The sequence below is a fragment of the Burkholderia sp. lig30 genome (assembly GCF_000687455.2).
GTDB lineage: Bacteria > Pseudomonadota > Gammaproteobacteria > Burkholderiales > Burkholderiaceae > Burkholderia.
This window is the reverse complement of sequence record NZ_JGVW01000011.1, coordinates 66,778-93,167: the sequence shown is the minus strand read 5'-3', so window position 1 is coordinate 93,167 and position 26,390 is coordinate 66,778. Positions and strand designations below refer to the sequence as shown.

The 26,390-nt window shown below is 64.2% G+C and carries 23 protein-coding genes, 4 pseudogenes and 1 other annotated feature; of the genes and pseudogenes, 14 read left to right on the top strand and 13 right to left on the bottom strand.

What is annotated here, in order from left to right; genetic code table 11:
• Positions 1-18: 18 nt before the first annotated feature.
• The 8 genes from LIG30_RS00875 to LIG30_RS00840 all read right to left on the bottom strand — a co-directional run bounded on the left by LIG30_RS00875 (position 19) and on the right by LIG30_RS00840 (position 6,953).
• Positions 19-396 (bottom strand): response regulator, encoded by a 378-nt coding sequence (locus tag LIG30_RS00875; protein ID WP_038708812.1) that lies wholly within the window; start codon positions 394-396, stop codon positions 19-21.
• Positions 397-411: 15 nt separating this feature from the next.
• Complete coding sequence (gene motB / locus LIG30_RS00870; protein ID WP_038708811.1) at positions 412-1,449, bottom strand: flagellar motor protein MotB; 1,038 nt, start codon at positions 1,447-1,449, stop codon at positions 412-414.
• Positions 1,450-1,464: 15 nt separating this feature from the next.
• Positions 1,465-2,325: a flagellar motor stator protein MotA gene (gene motA / locus LIG30_RS00865; RefSeq protein WP_038708809.1), complete on the bottom strand. Its 861-nt coding sequence runs from the start codon at positions 2,323-2,325 to the stop codon at positions 1,465-1,467.
• 151 nt (positions 2,326-2,476) lie between these two features.
• Entirely contained in the window at positions 2,477-3,031 is a 555-nt protein-coding gene (gene flhC / locus LIG30_RS00860; RefSeq protein ID WP_038708808.1) for a flagellar transcriptional regulator FlhC, read from the bottom strand.
• Positions 3,032-3,125: 94 nt separating this feature from the next.
• Positions 3,126-3,446, bottom strand: coding sequence for a flagellar transcriptional regulator FlhD (flhD, locus tag LIG30_RS00855; protein WP_038708806.1), 321 nt, complete (start codon positions 3,444-3,446; stop codon positions 3,126-3,128).
• 770 nt (positions 3,447-4,216) lie between these two features.
• Positions 4,217-4,513, bottom strand: a complete 297-nt coding sequence (locus LIG30_RS00850; RefSeq protein WP_038708804.1) for an H-NS histone family protein — start codon at positions 4,511-4,513, stop codon at positions 4,217-4,219.
• 552 nt (positions 4,514-5,065) lie between these two features.
• Positions 5,066-5,890 carry a Cof-type HAD-IIB family hydrolase gene (locus LIG30_RS00845; protein ID WP_038708803.1) on the bottom strand — a complete coding sequence of 275 codons (825 nt, stop codon included), beginning with the start codon at positions 5,888-5,890 and terminating at the stop codon, positions 5,066-5,068.
• A 187-nt stretch (positions 5,891-6,077) separates the two neighbouring features.
• Positions 6,078-6,953, bottom strand: a complete 876-nt coding sequence (locus LIG30_RS00840; RefSeq protein ID WP_038708802.1) for a BadF/BadG/BcrA/BcrD ATPase family protein — start codon at positions 6,951-6,953, stop codon at positions 6,078-6,080.
• A gap of 142 nt (positions 6,954-7,095) precedes the next feature.
• Between LIG30_RS00840 and LIG30_RS00835 the strand changes: the two genes are divergently transcribed.
• Entirely contained in the window at positions 7,096-7,701 is a 606-nt protein-coding gene (locus LIG30_RS00835; protein ID WP_038708801.1) for a DNA-3-methyladenine glycosylase I, read from the top strand.
• A gap of 113 nt (positions 7,702-7,814) precedes the next feature.
• On the opposite strand, the gene rpsU is transcribed toward LIG30_RS00835, so the two are convergent.
• Entirely contained in the window at positions 7,815-8,027 is a 213-nt protein-coding gene (gene rpsU / locus LIG30_RS00830; RefSeq protein ID WP_006401410.1) for a 30S ribosomal protein S21, read from the bottom strand.
• A gap of 507 nt (positions 8,028-8,534) precedes the next feature.
• Here rpsU and LIG30_RS00825 point away from each other — a divergent pair.
• The 11 genes from LIG30_RS00825 to LIG30_RS00775 all read left to right on the top strand — a co-directional run bounded on the left by LIG30_RS00825 (position 8,535) and on the right by LIG30_RS00775 (position 21,582).
• Positions 8,535-9,959: a flagellin N-terminal helical domain-containing protein gene (locus LIG30_RS00825; protein ID WP_038708800.1), complete on the top strand. Its 1,425-nt coding sequence runs from the start codon at positions 8,535-8,537 to the stop codon at positions 9,957-9,959.
• A 143-nt stretch (positions 9,960-10,102) separates the two neighbouring features.
• Positions 10,103-11,638 carry a flagellar filament capping protein FliD gene (fliD, locus tag LIG30_RS00820; RefSeq protein ID WP_038708798.1) on the top strand — a complete coding sequence of 512 codons (1,536 nt, stop codon included), beginning with the start codon at positions 10,103-10,105 and terminating at the stop codon, positions 11,636-11,638.
• A gap of 20 nt (positions 11,639-11,658) precedes the next feature.
• Complete coding sequence (locus LIG30_RS00815; protein ID WP_038708797.1) at positions 11,659-11,958, top strand: flagellar protein FliT; 300 nt, start codon at positions 11,659-11,661, stop codon at positions 11,956-11,958.
• A gap of 107 nt (positions 11,959-12,065) precedes the next feature.
• Positions 12,066-14,696, top strand: a complete 2,631-nt coding sequence (locus tag LIG30_RS00810; protein WP_235510120.1) for a tetratricopeptide repeat protein — start codon at positions 12,066-12,068, stop codon at positions 14,694-14,696.
• A gap of 25 nt (positions 14,697-14,721) precedes the next feature.
• Entirely contained in the window at positions 14,722-15,867 is a 1,146-nt protein-coding gene (vioA, locus tag LIG30_RS00805; protein WP_038708794.1) for a dTDP-4-amino-4,6-dideoxy-D-glucose aminotransferase VioA, read from the top strand.
• 2 nt (positions 15,868-15,869) lie between these two features.
• Positions 15,870-16,568 carry a WbqC family protein gene (locus tag LIG30_RS00800; protein WP_038708793.1) on the top strand — a complete coding sequence of 233 codons (699 nt, stop codon included), beginning with the start codon at positions 15,870-15,872 and terminating at the stop codon, positions 16,566-16,568.
• Positions 16,565-17,536 carry a hypothetical protein gene (locus tag LIG30_RS00795; RefSeq protein WP_038708790.1) on the top strand — a complete coding sequence of 324 codons (972 nt, stop codon included), beginning with the start codon at positions 16,565-16,567 and terminating at the stop codon, positions 17,534-17,536. Before LIG30_RS00800 ends, LIG30_RS00795 begins: the two co-directional genes overlap by 4 nt.
• On the top strand, positions 17,533-18,063 hold the full coding sequence (locus LIG30_RS00790; RefSeq protein WP_038708789.1) for a GNAT family N-acetyltransferase: 531 nt from the start codon (positions 17,533-17,535) through the stop codon (positions 18,061-18,063). Before LIG30_RS00795 ends, LIG30_RS00790 begins: the two co-directional genes overlap by 4 nt.
• Before the next feature lie 21 nt (positions 18,064-18,084).
• Entirely contained in the window at positions 18,085-18,873 is a 789-nt protein-coding gene (locus tag LIG30_RS00785) for a phytanoyl-CoA dioxygenase family protein (RefSeq protein WP_051994814.1), read from the top strand.
• A gap of 4 nt (positions 18,874-18,877) precedes the next feature.
• Complete coding sequence (locus LIG30_RS00780; RefSeq protein WP_038708787.1) at positions 18,878-19,606, top strand: class I SAM-dependent methyltransferase; 729 nt, start codon at positions 18,878-18,880, stop codon at positions 19,604-19,606.
• Positions 19,607-20,058: 452 nt separating this feature from the next.
• Positions 20,059-21,582, top strand: coding sequence for a glycosyltransferase family 39 protein (locus LIG30_RS00775; RefSeq protein WP_051994813.1), 1,524 nt, complete (start codon positions 20,059-20,061; stop codon positions 21,580-21,582).
• Positions 21,583-21,893: 311 nt separating this feature from the next.
• On the opposite strand, the pseudogene LIG30_RS27505 reads toward LIG30_RS00775, so the two are convergent.
• Both LIG30_RS27505 and LIG30_RS00770 read right to left on the bottom strand, forming a co-directional pair.
• Positions 21,894-22,027 (bottom strand): annotated as a pseudogene (locus tag LIG30_RS27505) (BrnA antitoxin family protein); the annotation flags it as partial.
• 159 nt (positions 22,028-22,186) lie between these two features.
• Positions 22,187-22,600, bottom strand: a pseudogene (locus tag LIG30_RS00770) (FkbM family methyltransferase); the annotation flags it as partial.
• Between the two features lie 42 nt (positions 22,601-22,642).
• Here LIG30_RS00770 and LIG30_RS25825 point away from each other — a divergent pair.
• Positions 22,643-22,900, top strand: a pseudogene (locus tag LIG30_RS25825) (IS3 family transposase); the annotation flags it as partial.
• Positions 22,683-22,798 (top strand) — a sequence feature (AL1L pseudoknot). Its footprint overlaps the pseudogene before it by 116 nt.
• A 130-nt stretch (positions 22,901-23,030) precedes the next feature.
• Here the strand turns inward: LIG30_RS25825 and LIG30_RS24740 are convergent.
• Positions 23,031-23,759, bottom strand: a complete 729-nt coding sequence (locus LIG30_RS24740; protein ID WP_038708782.1) for an acetyltransferase — start codon at positions 23,757-23,759, stop codon at positions 23,031-23,033.
• Positions 23,760-24,407: 648 nt separating this feature from the next.
• Positions 24,408-25,723 (bottom strand): annotated as a pseudogene (locus LIG30_RS00765) (IS4 family transposase).
• A gap of 280 nt (positions 25,724-26,003) precedes the next feature.
• Between LIG30_RS00765 and LIG30_RS24735 the strand changes: the two are divergent.
• On the top strand, positions 26,004-26,348 hold the full coding sequence (locus LIG30_RS24735; protein ID WP_160326668.1) for a DUF4087 domain-containing protein: 345 nt from the start codon (positions 26,004-26,006) through the stop codon (positions 26,346-26,348).
• Positions 26,349-26,390 lie beyond the last annotated feature (42 nt).

The following is a 26,390-nucleotide window of genomic DNA, read 5'->3' as shown; positions in this document are numbered from 1 at the left end:
AAAAACGTCGCGTTCAATTCAGGAGGCGGCCGGCGCGGAGAGCGTCGCGACCAGATCGATCAGCACCTCTGGATCGAGCGGTTTCTCGATCCAGCCGGTGGCCCCCACTTCGCGTGCCGCCGCCTTGAACGCGTCGCTGCGCTCGGTCGTCAGCACAAGGATCGGCGTCGACTCGTAAGCGGGACGCACGCGCAGCGCAGCGATCACGTCCAGACCGCTCTTGACCGGCATGTGGTGATCGGTCAGCACGAGGTCGAAATCCGCCGACGACGCGATGTCGAGGCCGATTTCGCCGTCGGCCGCGACGGTCACGTCGTAGCCCGCCTGCGCGAGCGTCGCCTGCAGCAGCGCACGCATGGTCGCGGAGTCGTCGATGGCGAGAATGGTTCTGATCATGTCTGTCTCGGGGCGTCAGGGTTTGGGCACGCTGGCCGCGGGTAGCGCCACGGCGGAGCCTGCGAGCGCCGGGCGCGCGGGCGCGGCCGCCGGGTTCGGAGCGAGCTGCTGCGCGAGCTTGGCGCCCGCCGCATCCGACGACAGCGTGGTCGTCGTCGCATCGTCGCGCATCAGCGCGTCTTCGGACTTGCGATTCAGCACGATCACGCTGATCCGGCGGTTTTCCGGATCGAGCGGGTCGGCCTTGTTCAGGTTCTGCGTTGATGCGAGGCCGAGCACGCGCAGCACCTTCGACTCGTCCATGCCGCCCGAGACCAGCTCGCGGCGCGACGCGTTGGCGCGGTCCGCCGACAGTTCCCAGTTGCTGTAGCCGCCCTCGCCGCCCGCGTACGGCACGGCGTCGGTGTGACCCTGGACGATGATGCGGTTCGGCACGTCGTTGAGCGTCTTGCCGATCTCGCGCAGGATGTCGCGCATGTACGGCTCGACCGCGTCGCTCGACATCGCGAACATCGGCCGCTTCTGCGTATCGACGATCTCGATGCGCAGACCCATCAGCGTCGAGTCGATGCGGATCTGCTGCTTGAACTGGCGCAGCGTCGGATTCGCCTCGATCGCCGAGATCAGCTTGATCTGCAGGTCGTGCAGGCGCGCCTGCTCGAGCCGGTCGATCGAACCCTGCGCCTGCGAGCGCGCGTCCTCATCGTTCTGCTTCGCCGTGCGATCCGCGAGGTTCGTCGAGCCATCGGTTCGGCGCGTCGTGCCGGCATCCATCGACGACAGGTCGCGCCCGCCGCCCGGCACGATGCTCGAGTCGGTCGAGTTGCGGTCGCCGCTGCCGAACAGCGCGACCTTCAACGGCGTGTTGAAGTAGGCGGCAATGCCCTTGAGCTGCACTGACGTGGCCGAACTGAGCAGCCACATCAGCAGGAAGAACGCCATCATCGCGGTCATGAAGTCCGCGTACGCGAGTTTCCATGCGCCTCCATGGTGACCCTGCTTCTGGGGGGCCACCCGCTTGACGATGATCGCGCGGTCCTTGCTCTTGCTCATGCTTCGCGCTCCGCGTTATTTCGCCTTGACCCGGCGCACGTGCTCTTCGAGCTCCGCGAACGACGGACGCTCGGTCGAGAACAGCACCTTGCGGCCGAACTCGACGGCGATCGCCGGCGCGTAGCCGTTCAGGCTCGCGAGGATCGTCACCTTGATGCACTGGAACATCTTGGTCGACTCGGCGACGCGCTGCTCGGCGAGGCTCGCGAGCGGCCCGACCAGGCCGTACGCCAGCAGAATGCCGAGGAAGGTGCCGACCATGGCCTGCGCAATCATCTCGCCGAGCACCGCGGGCGGCTTGTCGGCGGAGGCCATCGTATGCACGACGCCCATCACCGCTGCGACGATACCGAACGCCGGCAGCCCGTCGCCGACGCGCGTCAGCGCATGCACGGGGCCCTCGCCTTCCGTGTGGTGCGTCTCGATTTCCTCGTCCATCAGGCTTTCGATTTCGAACGCATTCATGTTGCCGCCCACCATCAGCCGCAGGTAGTCGGTGAGGAATTCGACGATGTGCTTGTCCGAGAGGATCATCGGGTACTGGGTGAAGATCGGGCTCTTTTCCGGATCGTCGATGTCGGCTTCGAGCGTCAGCGTGCCTTCCTTGCGCGCCTTGGCGAGCAGCACGTACAGGAGCCCCATCAGCTCCATGTAAAGGTCCTTCGTGTACTTGGAGCCCTTGAAGAGCGTCGGCAGCGTGCCCAGCGTCGCCTTGATGGTCTTGATGCCGTTGCCGAGGATGAATGCGCCCACGCCCGCGCCGACGATCATCAGCATCTCGACCGGCTGGATCAATGCGCCCAGATGCCCGCCTTCCAGCGCATAGCCGCCGAAGACCGACAACATCGTCACGAGTACTCCCACCAGAATCAGCACTGCCTGTCCCTCACGAAAGACCGGCGGGGAGGCCGCCGTTAAGTGGTTTACGGCAGTCGACAGGAAAACTTTGGCGCCCGCGGCGATGCCGCCGGGCGGTGTTAACCATCAATCCGCAGAAGAATGCACGCGTGCGCGATCGAGCCGCCGCTCACAGGGCAAGCGCCGCCTGCCCGGCCTGCGCCGCAGCGGCCTTGCGCGTCTTGCCGGCGCGCGACGGCGGCTGGCACAGACCACAGACGAAACCTTGATGCGGATCATGCGCGTGGGCGACGAAATGCCCGCCGCAGCGCGTGCACGGCGTCATCTGCAGCATCCCGGAATCAAAGAAGCGCACGAGCGTCCATGCGCGCGTCAGGCTCAGCACCGCTTCGTCGCCGGACAGGTCGACGTGCTCCAGGTACAACCGGTATGCCTTCACGATCGACTGGATCGGCTCGCACCGGCCGTGGTCCTGCATGAACCGGTAGATGTTGTAGAACAGCGACGAGTGGATGTTCGGCTGCCACGTCATGAACCAGTCGGTCGAGAACGGCAGCATGCCCTTGGGCGGCGACGCCCCCTTGAGCTCCTTGTACAGCTTGATCAGGCGGTCGCGCGACAGGCTCGTCTCTGCCTCCAGCAACTGCAGCCGGGCGCCCAGCTCGATCAGTTCGATGGCGAGGGTGATTTCCTTCACCTCGACCACGACGCTCTTGGTTGCCATAGTGTTAACCGTTCACTTCTCGATGTCGGTCGCTGACGCCGGCACGCCGCAACCGGCGCGTGCGCGCGCCGGAAAAGACGCCTGGCGACAGGATTTAACGGATGCCTTCGACCGGTTGGCCGGCCATCAGGATCGCGGAATGGGCTTGCGTGACTACGGCACTGCGACCCTTGTCGGCGAGCGACGCAAGCAGCGTGTGATCGTCGAAGCGAAAGCGGCACAGCATCTGGTTCGATGCCGCGAGCTTCACCGTCTGCGCGAGAGTGAGGCTGGCCAGCACGTCGGCCAGTTCTTCGGAAATCCCCATGCGGAACATTCCCATCGCTTTGTCCTCGCGCAGCAGCCGCTGGGCGAGCAAGAGGTACGACAGATTGACCTCTTTGATCTCATTGAGCATTTCGCTGGTGGCGCTCATGACTACCCCGTAAATTTTTCCCAGGCCTTTGGTGTTATGAAAACGTTTGCTCGGTTGCACGGCTCACGACGCGCAATCGGCACGTTTATAGTCTTACAACGAATTTTGGCCAAACGGTTTTTATGCGGGTATCAGCGAAGTGGCGCGCTCAACGCAAGATTTGTCTGTAAACCGTGTAGGAGTTTTTCCTACAAGGAAAATTGAAAGGAGAGTGTAGGGAAAGGGCGGCGAAAGCGCGCCAAAGAGGCAGGCAAAAGAAAGGGACAATACGAAAAACGGGAAATTATATGGGGTTTTCACGAATACGCAACAATACCCCTATTCGTGTCATTTTTTGAACCACCCGCCGCTACCCGCACGCAAGCGTATTTCACCGCGAAACCGGGGCCAAGTGTCGGAAAAAAGCCTCAAATCGGCAGGACCGGTCCCGATCATGGATCGCAAAGCGCTAAAGCGGTGCCCGGGCGACGCGGCCCGGCGCGCGTGTCCGTGGACGCCTCCATTCGTGTGCCGGAAATCCCGGGTGGACCGCCGCTGCGGCCTGCCGTGACGAACCTCGACGCGATCGCCTCCGCTTCGGCCCGCGCGTCAACGCGACGGCGACGGCCACGGCGCGACGCCACGAGGAAATAGACGAAACGCCGCGCATGCCGATCGGCATTGCCGCGGGCACAGATGGCGGATGGCGCGAAAATCGCGCCGGAAATCCATCCGGAAAAGGAAAAGAGCCGCGCAATTCAGGCGGCTCTCTGCGGCTATTGCCGATTCGGTTATGCAATCAGAAAACGGTCGCGGTTTTTCCCGGCGATCCAATTCGGCGGTTTGCCCCGTCCGCTCCAGGTGCTTCCCGTCTTCGGGTCGCGGTATTTCGGCGGCAGCGGCGCCTTTTTCGGCGGACGGCCGCGGCGCACACGCTCGGCGAACCCCAGATCCTCCGCGGTCAGCCCGTACTCGGCGATCATGCGTTGCACGTCTGCAATCACTGCGGCGACTTCCTGGCGTCGCACGTCGTCAGCCTGAGCCTGCAATTCGGCAATCTGCGCCTTGATTTTCGCATATTGAGACATTTCAGCTCCCTGTTTGAAGATTCAGCCCCGGCAATTCCAGCCTAGACACAAGGAATCGGTTACGCAATCCGCACCGGCACCCTGTACATGGCAGTAAATGTTCGTATTGTTAACCGGAACGCAAGTTTCAAGAATGCGGACTTATTCTAATTAAAAGGGGAGTCTCGGCCATTCAAATTTAACAATCGTTGACTCTTGTCACCCCAATTCGTTTCCTATAATCCAGACCGACCGGGTAACACACCGTGAATCCGGACGCCGCAACCGGCACGCGTGGACATTGAACGAGACGATCCATGAGGCTTTCACGGCGTCGTGCAGCGGAAGCATTCGGCAACTTCCGGCTTGCACCGGCGGCCAGTGCGGCAATTGCGGGGGTCGTGCATCCGCTCATGGCGGGGCGCGACGGGGCCTGAGGCCGGCATTGCCGGCCATTCGCTCGCTCATGCGAAAAAACCACCACGGGGTCAAGCGAGCAAGGAGCAGCGAGCCTCTCGCTGTCTAACAAGACAGAGGCGGATTTCTTCGACGGGCGCCGCTGGCGCCCGTTTTTCATTGGCCGGCGCAGCCGTCTTCCAGCCCGAACAGCGCGCGCAGGTGCCGGGCGACACCCGCGTCGAAGTGGTTGCCGATCCGGGGAATGTGCGGCAAACGGGCGATCAGGTCCGGATTCGCGTTATGCATCATGAACGCGTGCCCCGCCGTTTCGAGCAGGTCGACGTCGTTCATGTTGTCGCCGAACGCGATGCAACGGTCGCGCCCGACGCCGAGGCGCTCGAGCACCGCCCGCAGCGCGCAACCTTTCGACACATTCGCGGCCATCACTTCCAGGCAGTCGGGCAACGAGTACGTGACGTAGAGCGCATCGCCGAACAGCGCGCCGAGCCGCGCGGCGACCGCCGCCAGATCCGCCGGCTCGCCGATGTACAGCACCTTCGCGATGTCCGAGCCACCGTGCGACGCCATGTCGATCACGTCGTAGCCGAAACCGGAATCCCGGTGGAAATCGAGCAGATGCGGGGCATCGCGGTCGATCAGCCAGCCGTGATCGGCGAACAGGTTGACGATCACGCGGCCGTGCGGGCCTGCGACGTCCGGCTGCACGATGCGCCGCACGATTGCCGGCTCGATGTCCTGCGCATGGATCATCGTGTCGTCCGGCGCGTGGACACGCGCGCCGTTCGACGTGATCAGGTACGGCCGGATGCCGAGCACGTCCCGGATGCCGGTCACGTCCGCGTAGTGCCGGCCCGTCGCGATGATGAATTGCAGTCCGTCGCGGTCGAGGCGGCGCACCGTCTCGATCGTGTAGGGATCGAGCTGGTGCTCGCCGTTGAGCAAGGTGCCGTCGAGATCGGTGGCGATGACGCTGTACATGGGGCGGGGAAAAAGGCTGGCCTGCGGCGCAAAGGCAGCATTTTATATGCGCGCGCCGGACGGCGCCGGGGGCCTGCGGCTGCCCGCCGTGGCCAGACTGGCCGCAATTCGCCGCGCCGACGGGTCATTTCGCCTGGCGTGCCGCCCGTCTCACCGCCCGTCACCGCCTGTCTCACCGCTTGCCCTGTCACCGGCCTTCCGCCGCCACCCGCAACGCCAGGCGCAACGCACCGTGCGCGGAATCCTCCAGCGGCGCGCGCAACCGCGCCGCGTGACGCTCAGGCAGCGCCGGCGCGAGCGCGTCGGCGAGCCCGCCGCACAGCGCGACCGGCAATGCGTGCCGCGGATCGAGCGCGTCGATCATCTTGCCGATCTCGTCGCCCGCCTGCGCGATCAGCGCGTGCGCGAACGGATGCGCGCGATGCGCGAAAACCATCGGCGCGAGGCGCGCATAGGCCGTCTGGTTCGCTTCGCACGACCACTGCACGAGCGTGTTGCGGTCCGGCGCGCCGGTTTCGTCGAGCAGCGCATCCGCCAGCGCATCGCGCGGCACACGGCCGTCGAGCGCCTGCTGCGCGTAAGCCAGCGCGCGCATGCCGAGCCACGCGCCGCTCGCCTCGTCGCCCGACGGAAAGCCGTAGCCGCCGGCGATGCGGCACTCGCCCGCCGCATCGAGCACCGCGGCGATGCTGCCGGTGCCGAGCGCGACGATCAGCCCCGGCGCGCCACCATGCGCGCCGACCACGGTCGTATAGGCATCGCTTTCGACCGCGAGCGTGCCGAGCGGCGCCTGCGCGCGGAACGCGGCGAGCCACGCCGCGTGATTGACGCCCGCCAGCCCGCAGCCGAGCGCGCAGCGCGACCAGTCGAACGCGAGGCCCGCGCGCGCGAACGCGTCCGCGCATGCCGCGCCGATCGCGGCCCACGCGCGCTCGATGCCGAGGCCCAGACCGGACGGGCCGGCACGCCCCTGCGCCAGCTCGCGGCCCTGCAGATCCGCAAGCACCGCGCGCGTGCCGGTGCCGCCGCCGTCGATGCCGATCACATAGCGTGTTTCCGTCATGCCTTCATCCTGCCAATTCGAACAGGCGCCAAGCTTACCCGGATCGGTGCCGCGCGCCCATCTGCCGTTTGGCCGGCTTTGCCCCCGCAGGGGGTTCCGCTATGCTGGCGCGAACCGGTCGGGACAACACACGAGGAACACGATGTCGCAGCAGCGGTGCAACTGGGTCAGGACGGAAGCGGACGCGCACTATCACGATACCGAATGGGGCGTGCCGTCGCACGACGATCGCCATCTGTTCGAGATGCTGATCCTCGAAGGCGCCCAGGCAGGGCTGTCGTGGTCGACGATCCTGAACAAGCGTGAAGGCTACCGCGCCGCATTCGCCAATTTCGACGTCGACGCCGTCGCGCGCTTCACGCCGCAGCGCATCGAAGCGCTGCTGCTCGATCCGGGCATCGTCCGCAATCGCGCCAAGGTGGCGGCGGCCGTCGCGAACGCCCGGGCGGTGCAGCGCATCCGCGACGAGCACGGCTCGCTCGCCCGGTTCCTGTGGTCGTTCGTCGACCACGAGCCGATCCAGAACGCATGGCGCTCCTATCGCGACGCGCCGGCCTCGACCGAGCGCTCCGATGCGCTGAGCAAGGCGCTCAAGGCATACGGCTGCAAGTTCGTCGGCTCGACGATCTGCTATGCGCTGATGCAGGCGACCGGCATGGTGAACGACCACGAAGTCGGCTGCCCGTGCCACACGCGCTGCGCGGCGCTCGGCGGCAAGCAGCCCGCCGCCGCGCACGGCGCGCCGTAATCAGGAGGGCGCGCATTTTTTGGGCGCACTCCGAAATACGCGCCCCAAAAGCAAAACGGCGGAGCGGCTTCTTTCGAAGCACGCTCCGCCGTTTCGCGGCGAACCGGGGAAGCTTAGTGGAGCTTCTTCGGCAGCATCTGGCTGCGCAGGCGCTTGTGCAGGCGCTTCACAGCAGCAGCCTTCTTGCGCTTGCGAACAGCAGTCGGCTTTTCGTAAGACTGGCGCTCACGCAGCTCAGCGATCAGGCCATTTTTTTCGATAGCGCGACGAAAGCGGCGAATCGCCACTTCGAACGGCTCGTTTTCCTTCAGAAGAATCGTCGTCATGTCGTTCCTAAATTGCTTATACGGTCAAAACGTAGCGGCCAAGCGCCACGCACCGGCCATCCGGGCGTTCCCACAACAGGCGAAACGAGCGGAAATACGGCCTCGGAGGCCGGAAAAGAGAGGCGGAAAGCACCGCAAAACGCTTCACAACCCGCGTGCAGCGCCGCGTTTGACTGCCAGCAGACATGCCGAAACCGGCTACGGCGTGACAGAAATCTCAATTCAGCCCGCCATGTTATCAGGTAAACACGGCCTCGCCTACCAGTTTACCACTTTTCCTTCGCGATCGCGCGCCGGGCCGCCCGACACGCCCCTCCGGCGGGGGCGCATGCGTCAATCTGACCCTGCTTAACAAAAATCGGGCCGAATCTTGGAAATTTCCTCAAGTTTTGTTTCCGTGCGCCGAAATCCTGCTCTGAGGCGGCCAGCAATGAACGAGTGCTTCCGCCGATGCCAATCACGGCTTTTATGAGTTAAGCGCTTTCGGCTTACTTAGGAGATTTTTCCATGCTCGGAATCAATAGCAACATCAACTCGCTGGTCGCACAACAGAACCTGAACGGCTCGCAAGGCGCGCTGTCGCAAGCAATCACCCGCCTGTCGTCGGGCAAGCGCATCAACAGCGCAGCGGATGACGCAGCAGGTCTGGCGATTGCGAGCCGGATGCAGTCGCAGGTCAACGGCCTGAACCAGGGCGTGTCGAACGCAAACGACGGCGTGTCGATGATCCAGACCGCATCGAGCGGCCTGTCGTCGCTGACCAACAGCCTGCAGCGTATCCGCCAGCTGGCCGTGCAAGCGTCGAGCGGCTCGCTGTCGTCGAGCGACCAGGCAGCACTGCAGCAAGAAGTTACGCAACAGATCTCTGAAGTGAACCGTATCGCGTCGCAAACGACGTACAACGGCAAGAACATTCTCGACGGTTCGGCAGGCGTGGTGAACTTCCAGGTCGGCGCGAACGTCGGCCAGTCGATGAGCCTGAACCTGACGCAAAGCCTGTCGGCAGCATCGCTCGGCGGCGGCTTCGCGCAAGCGGGCAACGTGCTGGGTTCGTTCTCGGGCCTGAGCCTGACGGCGACCGGTTCGGCTGCAGCAGCAGGCACGACGCCGGCGATCACGCAGATCAACGTGCTGGCAGACGGCAAGGGCGGCTTCTCGTACACCGACCAGAACAACCAGGTTCTGTCGTCGACCGCTACGGCAGCCCTGTTCTCGCCGACGACCGGCGGTGCAAACGGCTCGATGACGCTGTCGGCAGTCGCCAATAGCCCGCTCGACCCGGCAAAACAAATTACCGCGATCTCGGCGGCCAATGCGAATGCGCCTGCAGCAACGGGCGTCGTCCTTGGCACGATCCAGGGCATCTCCGTTTCCGCTACAAACGGCGCCGACGTGCCGGCGAATACCGCAGGCGCGATTACGTCGATCACGGTCAAGTCCGACGGCAACAACGGGTATTCGTACTTCGACCAGAACGGCACCGCACTGACGGCGGGCGCCTCTGGCGCCCTGTTCCAAACCGCGGCAGCAGCAGCGGGGACCACGGGCTTCCAGCTCTCGTGGAAAGCCGCGGCACCGGCGAGCAACTTCGCGAACGTCAACAACAACAACCAGCTGTCGACGGTTGCAAACGTCAGCGTGACGTCGTCGACCAGCGCGAACCAGGCGATCGAAACGATCGACAATGCGCTGGCCTCGGTGAACAACATCCAGGCGCAGCTCGGCGCGGTGCAGAACCGTTTCACGGCAATCGCCACGACGCAGCAAGCTCAGTCGACCAACCTGTCGCAAGCGCAATCGCAAATCCAGGACGCCAACTTCGCGCAAGAAACGGCTAACCTGTCGAAGGCGCAAGTGCTGCAGCAAGCTGGCATCTCGGTGCTCGCGCAAGCGAACTCGCTGCCGCAGCAAGTGCTGAAGCTGCTGGGTTAAGTCGTCACCCGGCAACGCTCCGCGCACGGCACGCTTCACGCCGCGCGCGGAGCGCGACGTTTACCTCGCGGGCGGCTCGCGCCGCTCGCGACTCGCCAACCGGCGACATACCGTAAAGATTCCCAAACGAACGGGGCCTCTCCATGTCCACGATATCCACGACCGGCGTCTCGACCGCTTCCACGTCCGCGAGCGCCAGTTCCGCGCTTCAGCAGGCTGCACAATCGATCATCAGCGGCTCGACCGGCAATTCGTCGATGGATGTCAACTCGCTGGTGACGGCACTCGTCAATGCAAAAACCGCAGGCCAGGCGTCGACCCTGACCGCGAAGCAAACCTCGGACAACACCCAGATTTCCGCGCTCGGCACGCTGAGCGCAGGGCTGTCGGCACTGCAGGCCAGCCTCTCGTCGCTGTCGGACGGCACGATGCTGTCCAAATTCTCCGCGACGGCCAGCGGCACCGGCCTGACCGCGACGGCCGGCACCGGCGCCGTTGCAGGCAGCTATTCGGTCACCGTCTCGCAGATCGCGACCGCGCAATCGCTGACCTCCGGCACCTTCGCCAGCGCAACGACCCAGCTCGGCACGGGCACGCTCGCCGTTTCCGTCGGCGGCAAGTCGATGAACGTGACGATCGACTCGACCAACAACACGCTGTCGGGCATCGCGTCGGCGATCAACTCCGCAAGCGGCAACCCGGGCGTGACCGCGACCATCGTCACCGGCACGGGCGGCGCCGCCCACCTCGTGCTGAACTCGACCGCCACCGGCGCCGCCAACGCGATCAGCGTCTCGGTCAGCAACCTGCAAAACAACAACGGCCTGTCGAACCTCGGCGTCACCTCGACCGCCGGCTCCGGCACGAACGCCTCGACGATCACGTCGGCGGGCGCGGGCGCGAACGCATGGACGCAGAACACCGGCGCGCAGGACGCGTCGTTCACGGTCGGCAACGTCGCCGTCACCAGCGCGAGCAACACGGTCACGTCCGCGATCGCCGGCGTGACGCTGAACCTGACGGCCGCCGCGGTCACCACGCCGGCCCAGACCCAGACGGTGACCGTCGCGAAAGACACGACGTCCCAAGCCACCGCGATCAACAATTTCGTGAGCCTGTACAACACGCTCGTCACGACGATGAGCTCGCTCTCGTCGTTCGACAAGACGCAGTCCGCCAGCGCGCAAGGGCCGCTGCTCGGCGATTCGACGCTCAACACGATCCGCAATACGCTCAGCTCGGTTGTCAGCAACGGCGTGCGGAACGGCGGCACGAACACCAGCCTCGCATCGATCGGCATCACGCTGCAGGCTGACGGCACGCTGCAAACGGATTCGACGAAGCTGAACTCCGCCTTGCAGAACAACCCGACCACCGTCGCGACGCTGTTCGCGTCCGGCACGGGCGTCGCAGCGCGCCTCAACACGGACATCACGGCGTACACCAGCTCGACCGGCCTCATCGCGGCCCGCACCACCGCGCTCAACAAGGACCTGACGAGCATCTCGACGCAGCAGACCACGCTGTCGGCGTATGCCAAGCAGCTCACGAGCCAGTATCAGGCCCAGTTCACCGCGCTCAACACGCTGATGGCGACGATGAACAACAACCAGCAGTACCTGACGCAACTGTTCGGCGGCTCGAACAGCCAGGGCGCGATGTCCGCCAACAAGGGCTGATCGGCAAGGGGCCACTCGCGATGAACCAGACCACGTTGACGGAACGCCTGCTGTCGCTCACACAGGCCATCGAGCACGCGAGCACGATGGCCGACTGGCCCGAGGCCGCGCGTCTCACCGAGGCGCGCTCGGCGCTGTTCGCGTCGCTGGCGGCCACGCAGGAACCCGCCATTCTCGACGCCGTCCGCAGGATCCAGGCGAGCGACGCGGCCGTGCTGGCGAACGCGCAGTCGACGATGACGGAACTGCAGGCCGAATACCACGACGCGCTGGGACGCACCAACGCCGCCAGCCAGTATCAGCAGATCGCGACGATCTGAATCGGGCGGGGCGCGACGGATGCTCCGCTGCACAAGACAATAAAACTCACGCGCCGAAGTCAGGGTGCGCTCGTTCGACTCACGCCCGCTTCACGCGGGCGTTTTTTTTGTTCGTCGCGGATGACCGGGGAACGCGGCGCAGACATCGACGACGATCTGTCCCTCGTCGCGCCGCGCGGAACCGCCCGCCGGAGCCCGCCGACGCGCGTGCCTTCGGGCGATGCGCCCCTCTGCCGGCCGCATCGCCGATTCATCAAACAGGCGGGGATTTACGCCTCATCTCGCACCTTCGGCGCTATCCCGCCGAACGCATAATCCCCCAACAATGCCATTTGTGTACCGACTCCATGACGCAGCCGCCGTTACCGTCTGACCCTACCGCTTTGCCCGATGACGTCCAGCTCGAGCAGGACCTGCAGCTCGTGCTGCAAAGCGCGATCGCCGAGCATCACAATGGCGCGCTCGACAACGCGGAATCACTCTATCGAACCCTGCTGGACGTCCGCCCGCACCACTGCGACGCCAACTACAACCTCGGCCTGCTCTGCATGCAGCGCGGGCAGTTCGAGGGCGCGCTGCCGTTCCTTGAAACCGTGGTGGGCCTGAAACCCGACCAGGGCCAGTATTGGGGAAGCTATATCGACGCATTGCGGCGCGCGGGACAGCACGAGGCTGCCTGGATCATGCTGGGGATGGCGCAGCAACGGGGGATCAAGGGGCCGGCGGTCGATACGCTGATTCACCTGATGGCACAGACCGGAGTGGCTGCGCCGACGGCGCCGACCAGTTCGATCGCGGCGCCGGCCCAGCCCGGGCCGGCGGACGCCGCACCGGCAGATGCCGCCCCGAACACGCCCGCGACGGGCAAGGGCGCGCTGCGGGCACTCGGCAAGGCACCGAGCCAGAAGCAAATGCAGGAAGTCGTGGTGCTGTTCAACAGCGGACGCATCTCCCAGGCCATTTCGATTGCGCGCTCGATGACGAAACGCTTCCCCGCGCACCCGATGGGCTGGCGGGTATTGGGGCTGGCGCTGCATGCCATCGGACAGTTCGACGACGCCGCCGTGCCGCTGCGAACCGCGATTGATCTCGTCCCCGAGGACGTGCAGGCGGGCGCGATCCTGGCCGACATCCTGCGATTGAAAGGCCAGTTCAAGGAAGCCGAGACCATCGCGCTGCAGCTGATGAAGGTCAACCCGGAATTCGCCGAGCCGCACCGTATTCTCGGGTTGTGCCTGCAGGCCGAACGGCGGCTCAAGGATGCCGAAGCATGTTGCCTCCGCGCCGTCGAGCTGCAGCCCAAGGTCAGCGAGATGCACAACACGCTGGGCGTCATCTATCTGGATCAGGGCCGGACACTGGACGCCGAAGGCTGCTTCAGGCGCGCGCTCGACATTCAGCCGGACAATGCGTTCGCGCATCACAACATTCTGTTCTGCCTGAACCACAACCGCGACATCGACGCGGCCGCGCTGTTCGACCAGCATTGCAATTTCGGGCGGCATTGCGAAGCGCCGCTGCGCGCGTCGTGGCCGAAGTACGCCAACGATCGCGATCCGGAGCGCAAGCTGCGCGTCGGCTTCATCTCCGCCGACCTGTTTCACCACGCAGTCGCGATCTTCATCGAGCCGGTGTTCGCTCACCTCGCGAGCGACGAGCGGCTGTCGATCCATATCTATTACAACTTCACGCGTGAAGACCAGATCACGCAGCGGATACGCGGATACGCGACGACCTGGGATGCGGTGTGGGGGTTGAGCGACGAGGCGCTGGCGCAGAAGATCCGCGCGGACGGCATCGACATCCTGATCGATCTGTCGGGACACACTGCCCGCAATCGCCTGCTGACGTTCGCCCGCAAGCCCGCGCCGCTTCAGGCGAGCTGGATCGGCTATCCGGGCACGACGGGCCTGCAGGCCGTCGACTACTACCTGGCGGACCGGTTCCTGGTGCCCTCCCGGTCGTACGAGGATCAGTTCACCGAGAAAATCGTGCGGCTGTCCGCGGTCGCACCGTTCCAGCCGCCCCCCGTCGCGCCGCCGGTCAACCTGCTGCCCGCGCTGCATAACGGCTATGTGACATTCGGCAGTTTCAACCGCCTCAACAAGGTGCACCCGGACGTCATCGCGTTGTGGGCGCAACTGCTGCGGGCGCTGCCCACCTCGCGCATGCTGGTTGGCGGCATGCCTGAGGACGGCAGCAATGGCGGGCTCGCCGACTGGTTCGCCGCCGAGGGCATCGCGCTCGATCGGCTCGACTTCCGCCCCCGCGCCTCGCTGACCGTCTACATGCAGCAGCACCATCATGTCGACATCTGCCTGGACACGTTCCCGTACGCCGGCGGCAGCACGACGCTGCACGCGCTGTGGATGGGCGTGCCGACCCTCACGCTGCCGGGGCCGACGGTTGCAAGCCGGGGCGGCGCAACCGGGCTGCCGCAGGTGGGGCTGGACGAGTTCATCGCGCAAGACAAGGACGAATTCGTTCAGATCGGCCTGCGGTGGGCAAACGACCTTCCCGCGCTCGCCGAATTGAGAGCCGGCTTGCGCGAGCGCTGCGTCCAGTCGGCGATGCTCCATCCGGAGATCATCGCCGCCGAAGTGTCGAACGCGCTGCGGATCATGTGGCGGCGCTGGTGCGCGGGCGAACCCGCCATTTCGTTCGACGCGACCCTGCCTGACGACCATCCGGCCAACACGCGCGCGGAACAGCCCGTCGCCGCGACCGCCGAAATTTGAACATCCGTACTGCGTCGAGGAAAGCATGACCGCCAGCCTCCCACTCAGCGCCATTCCGCGGCAGGCCGATGAGCGCATTTATGTCACCCAGCCGCATCTCGCGCCGCTGGACGAATTCGTGCCGTACCTGGAGAAGATCTGGGACAGCAAGGTGCTCACGAACGGGGGCCCGTTCCATCAGCAGCTGGAAAAGGCGTTGTGCGACTATCTGGGCGTGCAGCATCTGGCCCTGTTCACCAACGGGACGCTGGCGCTCGTGACCGCGCTGCAGGCGCTGCGCATCACCGGCGAGGTGATCACGACGCCCTATTCGTTCGTGGCGACGGCCCATTCGCTGCTCTGGAACGGCATCAAGCCGGTGTTCGTGGACGTCGCGCCCGACACGCTCAACCTCGACCCGGCCAAGATCGAGGCGGCCATCACGCCGCAGACCACGGCCATCATGCCGGTTCACTGCTACGGGCATCCGTGCGACGTGGACGCGATCCAGAAGATCGCCGACAACTACAACCTCAAGGTGATCTACGACGCCGCCCATGCGTTCGGCGTGCAGAACGAGCGCGGCAGCGTGCTGCAGCACGGCGACCTGTCGATCCTCAGCTTCCACGCGACGAAGGTGTTCAACACGTTCGAAGGCGGCGCGATCATCTGCCCCGATGCGAAGACCAAGCAGCGCATCGACCACCTGAAGAATTTCGGCTACGTCGATGAAGTGACCGTCGTCGCACCGGGCATCAACGGCAAGATGAGCGAAATCAACGCGGCGTTCGGGCTGCTGCAGTTGCGGCACATCGACGAAGCCCTCGCCCGCCGCAAGGCGATCGATACGCTTTACCGCACGATGCTGCGCGACATCCCGGGCATTCGCTGTCTGCCCGACGCGGGCGAGAAGGTCGCCAATTACGCGTATTTCCCGATTCTGGTCGAGGCCGACTACCCGCTCAGCCGCGATGCGCTGTACCAGAAGTTTCGCGACAACGACATCTATGCGCGCCGCTACTTCTATCCGCTGATCTCGGATTTCCCGATGTACCGGGGCTTGCCGTCCGCCGATCGCAGTAACCTGCCGGTGGCCGCCAGCGCCGCGCTGAAGGTGCTCTGCCTGCCGATCTATCCTGCCCTGTCCACCAGCGAACTCGAACGGATCGTGGGAATCATCGCGGATTGCTGACGATGAAGCTGGCGATCATGCAACCGTATCTGTTTCCGTACGTCGGCTACTTTCAGCTTGCCGCGGCGGTCGACAAATTCGTGTTCTACGACGACGTCGCGTTCATCAAGAACGGCTGGATCAATCGAAATCGCATCCTGCTCGGCGGGCAGGCGCATTACCTGACGGTGCCGCTCGCCGGCGCCAGTTCCTCGCGCAGGATCGACGAAGTGCAGATCCAGCCGCGCGAACGCTGGCACCCCAAGCTGCGCGAACTGCTGCGCCACGCGTATGCGAAAGCGCCGCATTACGTCGCCGTGATGGAGCTGGTGGAGCGCATCCTGTCGCTCGACACCGACTCGATCGCGCGGCTCGCCGCGCATAGCGTGATGGAAACCTGCGGCCACATCGGCATCGCCCCCGCGTTCGTCGCGACCTCGACGCAGTACGGCAATGACGCGTTCAAGGGCCAGGCACGGGTGCTGGACATCTGCGCCCGCGAACAGGCGCGCACCTACGTCAACCTGCCGGGCGGACGCGCGCTGTACGACAGTACGCGTTTCGCCGCCGCCGGCATCGACCTCGCGTTCGTCGAGCCCGAATTGCGCCCCTACCCGCAATTCGGCGCGCCGTTCGTGCCGGGCCTGTCGATGCTGGACCTGCTGATGTTCAACCGGGTGGATGCGGTGCGGGCGATGCTGCTCGGCGGGGTGGCGGCATGATCGAAGACGCGATCGGCGGATATTTCGAACTCGAAGTCGCAAGCGACCGGCGTGAATGCCACGCGGACGCATTGCGCTTCCAGTCCGCGCGCGCCGCATTCCTGGCACTGCTGCGCGCGCAACAGCCTGCGGCCGTATGGGTGCCCTGGTATCTCTGCGACAGCATGCTCGAGCCGCTGCAAACCACCGGCACGACGCTCAAGCGCTACGCGCTCGGGCACGACCTGAGCTGCCCGGACGTCGAACCGGGCGACGGCGAGTGGCTGCTGTACGTCAATTATTTCGGGATCTGCGACCGGCATGTCGACGACGTGCTGGCGCGTCATCCGCGCACGCGCGTGGTGATCGACAACGCGCATGCGCTGTTCTCCGCGCCGCGCGATTGCCTCGCGACCGTCTACTCGCCGCGCAAATTCGTCGGCGTGCCGGATGGCGGCTACCTCGTCACGCAGTCGCCGGTGCCCATGCCCGACGACGTCGACGACGGCTCGCTCGGACGCAGCAAGCACCTGCTCACCCGTCTGGCGGCCGGCGCGGAAGCCGGTTATGCGGAGTACGCGGCCGCCGAGGCGAGCCTGCGCTGGCAGGCGCCGCGGCGCATGTCGCCGCTCACGCAACGCCTGCTGGCCGGCATCGATTACGACTCGGTGCGCGCCCGCCGCGCGGCGAATTTCCGCTTTCTGCACGAACGTCTCGGGCACCGCAACCGCCTGGCGATACGCGTCGACGACGACGCGGCACCGCTCTGCTACCCGTTTCTCGGCGCTCCCGCCGGGCTGCGCGACATGCTGCGCGCACGTCGCGTCTATACGCCGACCTACTGGCCGGACCTGAGCGACTCGCCCGACATGCCCGCTTTCGAGCGCGCGCTGCCGGAAGCGACGCTCTTCCTGCCATGCGACCAGCGCCTGTCAGTCGCGCAGCTGGCGCCGCTGACGCACCTGCTACTGGAGCAACTCGATCGATGAAGGACGAGATTTTCCTGCGCGAACTCGAGCGCGCCGACCTTGCCGCGCTCAACGCATGGCGCGCCGATCGCGAGCTGGTCGGCATGCTGGGCGGCCCGTTCCGCTATGTGAACGCCGAGGTCGACGACAAATGGTTCGACGCCTATCTGGCCGGCCGCAGCCGCACGGTGCGGCTCGCGATCTGCACCAGGTCAACGGGCGCGATGGTCGGCGTGGTGTACCTGCTCGACATCGACTGGGTCAACCGCAGCGCGGAATTCGCGATCCAGCTCGGCAATGCGGCCTTGCGCGGCCGCGGCATCGGCACCGAGGCGACCCGCCTGGCACTGCGCCACGCGTTCGACGACCTGAACCTGCACCGCATTTTCCTGACCGTGCTCGCGACGAACACGCCCGCGATCGCGCTGTATGAAAAAGCCGGCTTCCGCGCGGAAGGCCTGCTGCGACAGGCGGCCTTCAAGGAAGGCCGCTACGTCGACGTGATTCCCATGGCGCTGCTGGCCACCGACCGGCCGCCGCTCGCCTGAACCCTTTTGCGATCTCACCTCATGCAACCTTCAATCGAAACCCGTGACGGCGACGCGCTCGCGACCGCCGGCTGGACAGTGATCCCGAGCCTGTTCGATCACGCACTAATCGACGCACTGTGCGACGCACTCGGCCCGTCGCTCGCGCTGCGCGACGAGATCCGGCGCCGGAACGGCGTGTATGAGGACGCCGCGGGCACCCTGCACCATCTGCTGAACGACAGTCCGTGCTATGTCGAATTGCTGGCGCGGTTCGCCGCGCTGGAACCGACGTTCCGCGAATTCTTCGGCGGCAACTTCATTCTGAATTCGTACGGCGGGGTGCTCAACGAGCGCGATTCGCATGCGTACGTCCAGAACGTACATCGCGACATCCGCTTCGGCTCCGACGATCGGCGTTTCATGCTGAACGCGCTCGTGATGCTCGACGATTTCACCGCGGAAAACGGCGCGACCTATCTGCTGCCGCGCTCGCAAACGATGCAGGCGCGCCCGGACGACGACGCTTTCTACGCCGAGGCCGAACGCGCGACCGGCCCGCGAGGTTCGGTGCTGCTGTTCGACTCGCGCGTGTGGCATGCCGGCGGACGCAATCTGACCGACGCGCCGCGCCGCGCGCTGACGCTCACCTTCACGAGCCCGTTCTTCAAGCCGCAGCTCGATTACGCACGGCTTTTCGGCTATCAGAACATCGAACGCTGCGACGCCTGGCTGCGCCAGGTGATCGGCTTCAACGCACGCGTCCCCGAAACGCTCGAGGAATTCTACGTGCCGGTCGAGCAGCGCTTCTATCAACGTGGACAGGACTGATCACATGAGCCGGGATTACAACGCCGAAGCGAAAGACCACACGGACCACCGCTACGCGTACGACTTCGACTACCGGATGCACGAATACATGCTCCGGACCTTCGCGCCGTTTCTGCAAAGCGGCAATGCGCTGGAACTGGGGTGTTTCGAAGGCAATTTCACGCGGCTGGCGGCACGACGCTTCGACAACCTCGAAGTCGTCGAAGCATCGGGCGACTGCATCGCAGCGGCGGCGGCCAGGGTCGGCGAAACCGTGAAATTTCACCACGCGACGTTCGAAACGTTCGAGCCGCAGCGCCGCTACGACAATATTTTCCTGATCCATACGCTCGAGCACCTCGATCATCCGGTCGACGTGCTGCGGAGGATCGGCGGGTGGCTGTCGGACCACGGCCGGCTGTTCGTCGCCGTCCCCAATGCGCGGGCGGCCTCGCGCCAGATCGCGGTGCAAATGGGGCTGATCGATCATGCGGCGGCCGTGACGCCGGCGGAAGCGGCACATGGCCATCGCGTCACGTATTCGCTCGACACGCTCGGCGCGGATCTGCGCGCTGCGGGGCTGCGTGCGGCGACGACGGGCGGCGTGATGTTCAAGGGACTTGCGAACTTCCAGATCGACGCCGCGCTGCAGGCCGGGATCATCAGCGATGCCTATCTGGAAGGGTGCTTCGAGCTGGGGCGCGTGTATCCGGATCTTTGCTCGAGCGTCTATGCGATCTGCGAACGGGGCTGATACGGCTCACCCGACGCGCCTGTAGCCGCACCCCATCGGCCGGCGGCCGTCGCACACGGCGGCCCCGTGCCGGGCAGATGCCCGCGTGACGGCGGGTCTCGCCATGCCCCAAAATTGATCGTTCGAGTCAGGTTTCCTCTACAATTCGTCCGTCCGCGCCCCTACCGGCCCCCCTGCCCGCCGCGACACTCGCCGCCGGGCAGGCGCAGCCGGCGCCCCGTTCGGTCGGGTCGGCAAGGCAGCCCCGGCCGGGACGCCCGTATCGCCGCCAACGTCGCGCGCAGGGTCGTGCCCGCGCGCCGGTTGCGCATGCCGCGGCTGCCGATGCAGCGCGTCACGACTGCCTGCCGCTGTTCACTCATGCCGTCCGCTCGCGCCGGACGTTCCGTGACCGTCGCGCGTGGCAGGCGCCACGATCCGCCTCTTCCACCCCGGAGAAAGTGAAGCATTCCATGTCACACGCCACAACCACAAGACATCCCGTCGCAGGCGCCCCGTCCGACACGCGCGACGCCGGCGACGCGCGGCACCTGATCTGGCTGCTCCCCGTTCACGCGCTCGTGTGGACCGTTGCCGCGTGGCTCTCGCGCGGCAATCTCGACACGCAAGGCGACATGATCGAGAACTACGCATGGGGCATCGAGTGGCAGGCGGGCTATGCCAAGCACCCGCCGCTGTTTGCGTGGATCACGGCCGCGTGGTTCCGGCTCTTCCCGCACACGGACCTCGCGTATTTCGCGCTGTCGGCAGTCAACGCGATGGCGGGGCTGCTCGGCATCGTCGTGCTTGCCGGGCGGTTCCTGCCGCGCCGGCTCGCGGTCGTGGCCGGACTCGCAATGGCCGTCTCGCCGCTTTACTCGAACCTGGCGATCAAGTTCAACGCGAATTCGGTCCTGCTGTCCGTCTGGCCGTGGACCGCTTATTTCTTCGTCCGGTTCATGCAGACCGGCGGGTGGCGATCCGCGATCGCGCTCGGCGCGCTCGCCGGCGCGGCCGTGCTCGGGAAGTATTTTTCGTCCGTGTTGCTGATGGCGCTGTTCCTCGCGGCCCTCGCACGGCCGGCGTGGCGCGCACGGGTGTTCAGCTGGCGTGCGCTGCCCGTGGTGCTGGCCGGCGTCGTCGCGCTGGCGCCGCACCTTCACTGGCTCGTCGTCAACCACTTCCCGACCCTCGGCTATGCGGAGGAACGCACCGGCGGGACGTTGCTGGCCGCGGTGGGCCGGTTCGGCATCTATACGCTCGCGCAGATCGGCTATCTGCTGCTGAGCTTCGGTTTCGTCGTCCTGCTCGTTCGCGATCGACGCGGGCAGGCCGCACGGCTGATGGCGGCAGGCAGCGTGCTGCCGTCGCGGCATCCGGATCTCTGGTGGCTCGCGCTCGCGCCGCTGATCGCGGTGGGCGGCATCGCGATCCTGGCCAGGACGCAGATGGCATCGGTATGGGGCATGGCGCAGTGGTTCGCAATCGCGCCGCTGTGGCTGGCCGTGCTCGATCGCGCGGGTATCGAGCTGGTGCCACGGCGCGCCGTTCGCGCGCTCGTCATCTACTGGCTGCTCGTGCTCGTCGCGACGGCCGTCGTGGGCTATAGCGGCGCGCGGCGCAATACCGACGATGCGGCGGAGCCGCGCGCGGAACTGTCGGCGGCAGCCCATGCGCTGTGGAAACAGCGCACCGGGCAGGATATTCCGGTCGTTGCCGGTTCGCCTCATGAGGCGCAGTCGATTGCGTTCTACAGCAACGGGCACACGCGTTACTGGGACATGGAGGAGCCGCGCACGACGCCGTGGGTCAGCGCGGGCGATGTGGCCCGGGAAGGCGTGCTGCTCGCCTGCCGGAACGACGATGCGAAGTGCATTGCGGCGTCTCGGGCGTTCAGCGGCGTACAGCCGGTGTCGGTCGAGGTCAGCAAGCATGCGTGGGGCATGACGCTGCCCGCGCGCGGCTACGTGCTGTTTGTGTTGGCGCCGCAGCGATAGCCGGTCATCCGGCCGGGCCACGGTTCAGGAAAAGCATCATCGGTCCGGACCCGGCCGGGAACAGCTTGTCTCCTCACTCGCGATTTCCGGGTTGGGGGCCAATGCTCGGCGGACACGTTCAGTGGCATCGGGAGCAGCGGGTTCTTTGAGCCCGAGTTGCTCCCGATCCGGGAACGCATTCATCGCTGTCTGAACTGTGGCGCAAGGCACGCGCGCAGCGAATGGGCGCTCGCTTCACGCAGAGGCAGGACGCGGAAAAGTCAGCCGCATCTCGACAACACAATTCGTTACACTGGCTTGTGCGCCTTGAGTCAGTCCTTCAAAGCAGCATTCAAACGCGGCCAGCCGCAGCCGGTCGCATTGAGAAAGCATCCAGCACGTCGTCATCGCGCCAGATCGTCGTCGCGGTTTTGTGACTGCCGAGCGGACGGCGCGACAATCGCCGCGTGAAAATACAGTTCCACAGCCCCGAGTCATTCTGCACCGGATGCTGGTTCGCCATCGTCATACCAAACTCACTCAGCTGCTTCGTGAGCCGGTCCATCTTCGCATCCTCGATCTCGATCAGCAATCCGCGGCATGTGCGCAGGCTGTCGACCACCGCACCGTCGAGCACCGGCGCCTCGTGCCCATCAACGTCGATTTTCAGGTATTCCGGCGCGGGAAGGCCGAACTGCGCGCGCCGGCGATCGAAGTGAACGAGCTGGATCGTATGTACGTGCTGCGGCTCAAACGCGTCACCGGACACCGACGATGGCTGGCCTACGATCTTCTCGTGCGCGCCAAGCTCCATCTTCCGAATGTAAAGCCGGTCGATGGCGAAGCGGTCGGAAGCAGCCACGTTGAATGCCTGAATATCGATGCTGCTGCCCGTATTGAGAAACGCGTTCCACGAAAGCAGGAAATAGTTCGACGGATCAGGCTCGATCGCAATCACTTTCAGGCCGCGCTTCGCGGCGTACAGCGCGAAGATTCCGTTACTCGCGCCGAAATCGTAGTAGACCGACGACGGCGGCAAACGGTCGATCCATTCGAGCAAGGGAGGTGGAGCGGGAGAACGGAACTGCGCCGAACCAACGAGATCCTGAAGCCGGCGAGTGCGCTTTTTTGCCCAGTCAGAACTTGACCGCCGATTCAAGTCCTAAAGGCCTTTGTCGAGCAGCATCGCGACCCCTTTGGGGGCGAGCCGATCTGCAAGGTCTTGCGGATTGCCCCGTCGGGCTACCGACATCATGCGGCTCGGCTTCGCGATCCATCGAAACGCTGCGCCCATGCGAAACGCGATGGGATTCTTCGACCCGAGATCGAGCGTGTTTGGCTGAGGCGCCCTACAACAGGCAGCTCAAAAACACTGTTATCGAACAGCATTAACTTAAACGAGCCGGCCTTCACGATTCTCGGGGCGGTTCAGAAATTGCGTTGCTTTTTCGAATCAGAATAGGTCACGATTATTTGGCGGCGACAATATTCAAATCGTTGACTGCACTTTTTGCGCGCTTCAGTTCAGCAAGGATCTCAAGAGAGCGCCCTTCGTCGGCAGTAAGATCAACCATAAATGCTTCATTGTTTTCCTTTATCCAATCCAATGGCATGTCCCACCATGCAAGTTCCAGCAAGCTTTCACGTACCTTTTCAGAAAAGCGAAAACGTACCAAGCGGGCAGGCGAGCCGACATAGATGCCATAGGGTTCGCTACGGAAATTCGGCGGGATGACCGTGCGTGCGCCGACCACGCATCCGTTCTCGATGTCACTACCGCCGAGGAACAGGGCTTCGTCGCCAATCCATACATCATTGTGGATAACGGTATCCCCGTATTGAGGAGTTTGAGCATTCGCAATACCCGTTCCGTAGGCGCTAAACATAGCCGTCGAAATTGTTCGCATTTCGTGTTGCCCATTCAGCAGGAATCGTAGCCGCAAGCCGCCAGCCACGTACTTGCCGATAACGAGACTCTGAGCGCCTGCGTCATACTTGGCGATCGAACCAACACCCAAACCGGAGCCTCGTCCTATATGAAATGTCCCCGCCTGAGCCTCTTCGTCCACCCAATTTTTAAAAAAATTATTCGGAATGAGAGAGTAAGATCCATCCCTATATCCAAATACAATGAAGTGCTTCGATCGGGGATGATCTGCAATTATCCCGATACAATCATCTGAAGTTGTAACGTTCATTTATCGCAATTTTATAAATCGATGTTTATCAGAAAAACAAGAAACTGCACCAACTGGGTCGAATTTCGTGCGGTTACGCGAAACCTCTCTAGCCGAAACATTTTATCGCTTTTCCGTAGCCGGAAATCTTGCGAAAAGAGGGAGTTTCTCACCACTTTTCCCCTGCCGCACACGCCATATGGCGAGAGTCTCGACACTGAGTCTTTTGGTTAATTCTGTCGGTTCTGTCAAGTCCCCATCTGCCCCTCTCGTGATTAGTGACGCGGCCCGGCCACGCTCGAGACGCCAATACTACCGGGCGACAAGCGTGGCGGGGCGTATCGCACCGTTCATGCCATCGAACCGAAAGTGATAGCCGGTGCAGTCTGACATTCGGACCCGCCGACAGAAGGAACTTGCGTGGAGCGCCAAGCGTCGTCACCCCAAACCGGCGACTCGACCGACAAGCCCCGCACGTGTGCTGCGTTTCGCGCAGATTGGAAGGATGGACGAAATTACAAGAGCCAGAGCTTCAACGTGCCGTGACTGTCGCAGGACCGACAGCCGCTATTCTGGCTCCAATTATGAGCGCGCATCGGCCGGTGATCCGTAGAGCCCGAAGTACCGCACTTGATGCAGCGGTAAACGCATTTCGTTATACAGAAGTCCTCACTCGTCGCGCAGCGCCTGAATCATGAACACGGCATCCATGGTTCGCTGCATGCCGATCCAGACGGTCTTGGCACCGGGTTCGCCATCGCTTTTGCGTCCAAGGAACCCGCCCAGTGAAGCGACTAACCGGATCATCTGATTGAGCGTGACCGGGGTCTTCGGGCGGACCCTCTTGGCGAGCAGATGCGCGCCGCGAATCTCGTCGGCATGGAAGAACAGCCACGCATCCAGATCTGGACAGGTTCGGCCCAGCCGCATCAACCGGGCAATGCGCCACGCCACGATCATGTACAGCACCAAGGCCCGCTCCACGCGATCCATATGCGATAGCTGCAGCGCTTCGACCTGGCAGCCGGTCTTCAGGACATGGAAGAACATCTCAATCTCCCAGTGGGCCCGATACCAGTCAATCAGCTCAATGACAGCATCCGCGTCCGGCGCTTGCCGGTTGGTCAGCAACCGCCAGACCACTGGTTTGACGCCCGCGGGCGCGTCGGTCTCCTGAGCTGCCACACAGGTCACCTCCAGGCCGCTGCGGCCCGACAGCCTGACCCGTTGCGCTCGCAATTCCTGTTTGACCTGACGCGCCTTCTGGCCCGCACGTCCCGGCAAGACGAAGGTGATTTCCCCCAGCACCGGACTGGCGTCGACGCCTTCCCACAACTTGCCCGCCGCCGCCAGATTGAGGTTGTGCTGGCTGGGGACCAGCCAGTCGGCCGGGTGCCCCAGGTTCTGGGCGCGCGCCATCAACTCGGCGATGCCCCCCTCACGATCCGTCACGTACACCAGACGTGTCTCGGGCAGCAGCGCAGCTTGCTCCGCAACCCCTCGATCCAGCGTACGCTCTCCTTGATCCCGCCACGCTGGCCATCGGCATCTCGCGCTTCGCGAGCCCATATCCACGCGTCGAGCACGCCCAGCGGCTCCCGGTCCGGCGTCACCACGTAGGTCGGATGCAGGTACATGCCCCGCTGCGCTTCGTAACTCAGCGCCCCCAGCCCCTCCATCTCCTGACCGTTGAAGTTCAATTCGGTCGTGTCAGCGATGCACAGCACGACCGGAAACTGGCCAGCCCGGGCTGCCGTGCGTTCCTAATGCGGTTGCATCACGTCCTGCCACTCGATTTGCTCGTTGCCCAGAAACCGATACGCCGCGGTGGTTGCCGTCCAGCCTTCACATGCGCCCGGAATGCTTGCCGCAGGCTGGGCCGCCAGCCGCTTGAGCAGTGCCTTGGCGCGTCGATCCCGCCTCGGGTCCCCAAGGTCCAGATTCTCGAATTCTTCCTCCACCCATGCCCCCAGATCGTTGCTCATGCTTGACCGAAAATCCGAGAGTAAACGTCACCCTGCGCGTGTTTACAACCCCTGCATTCGGACAATGCTCCTCACGTCTCCGCGGGGGATGGACTACTTCTGTATAACGAGATGGCTTTACCCGTGCAGGATCGGCTGGGTCATTACGCAGTGGCGGAGGCGTCAATCGAGAACTGGCTCAGTCCGGCGTTGCCTGCAATAATTGATGCCGGCCGTTCAGACGAGGAATCCGGCATAAAAAGCGACTCCTCACCTTTCCATCTCATCCGATAAACGCATCGTGAAAAATATAACTATCGCCACCGCATTACTTTCCGCACTGCTCGCTACGACTACGTCTGCTCATGCGGAAACGCGCTGCGGCTGGCTCCAGAATGGCGGCACACATGGACTTGATTTATTCGACCGCGATGGGGACTGGCAAATTATTGGCAACAACACTGCCGGGAATGATGCCCCGCCTGGCTTCGATCAGCACATGCCTGCTACGGATGAGGGACGATCCTGTGGTTGCCTCACCGTTGATACGAACAAGGCAACACATCGCATTACGCGCATCTACAAGGGCAAACTGATTCCAATCCAGAAATGTCAGGCCGATCCAAGCTTGAAGCAATGGAATTAAACAAAGGGAAAACGGTATAAGGCCGTTTTCGCTTCCTTATGG

Excerpts from the sequence above, each read along its gene's own strand:
- LIG30_RS00875 (WP_038708812.1), bottom strand. The coding sequence starts at position 396 with ATGATCAGAACCATTCTCGCCATCGACGACTCCGCGACCATGCGTGCG.
- motB (WP_038708811.1), bottom strand. The coding sequence starts at position 1,449 with ATGAGCAAGAGCAAGGACCGCGCGATCATCGTCAAGCGGGTGGCCCCC.
- flhC (WP_038708808.1), bottom strand. The coding sequence starts at position 3,031 with ATGGCAACCAAGAGCGTCGTGGTCGAGGTGAAGGAAATCACCCTCGCC.
- flhD (WP_038708806.1), bottom strand. The coding sequence starts at position 3,446 with ATGAGCGCCACCAGCGAAATGCTCAATGAGATCAAAGAGGTCAATCTG.
- LIG30_RS00850 (WP_038708804.1), bottom strand. The coding sequence starts at position 4,513 with ATGTCTCAATATGCGAAAATCAAGGCGCAGATTGCCGAATTGCAGGCT.
- LIG30_RS00845 (WP_038708803.1), bottom strand. The coding sequence starts at position 5,890 with ATGTACAGCGTCATCGCCACCGATCTCGACGGCACCTTGCTCAACGGC.
- LIG30_RS00840 (WP_038708802.1), bottom strand. The coding sequence starts at position 6,953 with ATGACGGAAACACGCTATGTGATCGGCATCGACGGCGGCGGCACCGGC.
- LIG30_RS00835 (WP_038708801.1), top strand. The coding sequence starts at position 7,096 with ATGTCGCAGCAGCGGTGCAACTGGGTCAGGACGGAAGCGGACGCGCAC.
- rpsU (WP_006401410.1), bottom strand. The coding sequence starts at position 8,027 with ATGACGACGATTCTTCTGAAGGAAAACGAGCCGTTCGAAGTGGCGATT.
- LIG30_RS00825 (WP_038708800.1), top strand. The coding sequence starts at position 8,535 with ATGCTCGGAATCAATAGCAACATCAACTCGCTGGTCGCACAACAGAAC.
- fliD (WP_038708798.1), top strand. The coding sequence starts at position 10,103 with ATGTCCACGATATCCACGACCGGCGTCTCGACCGCTTCCACGTCCGCG.
- LIG30_RS00815 (WP_038708797.1), top strand. The coding sequence starts at position 11,659 with ATGAACCAGACCACGTTGACGGAACGCCTGCTGTCGCTCACACAGGCC.
- vioA (WP_038708794.1), top strand. The coding sequence starts at position 14,722 with ATGACCGCCAGCCTCCCACTCAGCGCCATTCCGCGGCAGGCCGATGAG.
- LIG30_RS00800 (WP_038708793.1), top strand. The coding sequence starts at position 15,870 with ATGAAGCTGGCGATCATGCAACCGTATCTGTTTCCGTACGTCGGCTAC.
- LIG30_RS00795 (WP_038708790.1), top strand. The coding sequence starts at position 16,565 with ATGATCGAAGACGCGATCGGCGGATATTTCGAACTCGAAGTCGCAAGC.
- LIG30_RS00790 (WP_038708789.1), top strand. The coding sequence starts at position 17,533 with ATGAAGGACGAGATTTTCCTGCGCGAACTCGAGCGCGCCGACCTTGCC.
- LIG30_RS00785 (WP_051994814.1), top strand. The coding sequence starts at position 18,085 with ATGCAACCTTCAATCGAAACCCGTGACGGCGACGCGCTCGCGACCGCC.
- LIG30_RS00780 (WP_038708787.1), top strand. The coding sequence starts at position 18,878 with ATGAGCCGGGATTACAACGCCGAAGCGAAAGACCACACGGACCACCGC.
- LIG30_RS00775 (WP_051994813.1), top strand. The coding sequence starts at position 20,059 with ATGTCACACGCCACAACCACAAGACATCCCGTCGCAGGCGCCCCGTCC.
- LIG30_RS24740 (WP_038708782.1), bottom strand. The coding sequence starts at position 23,759 with ATGAACGTTACAACTTCAGATGATTGTATCGGGATAATTGCAGATCAT.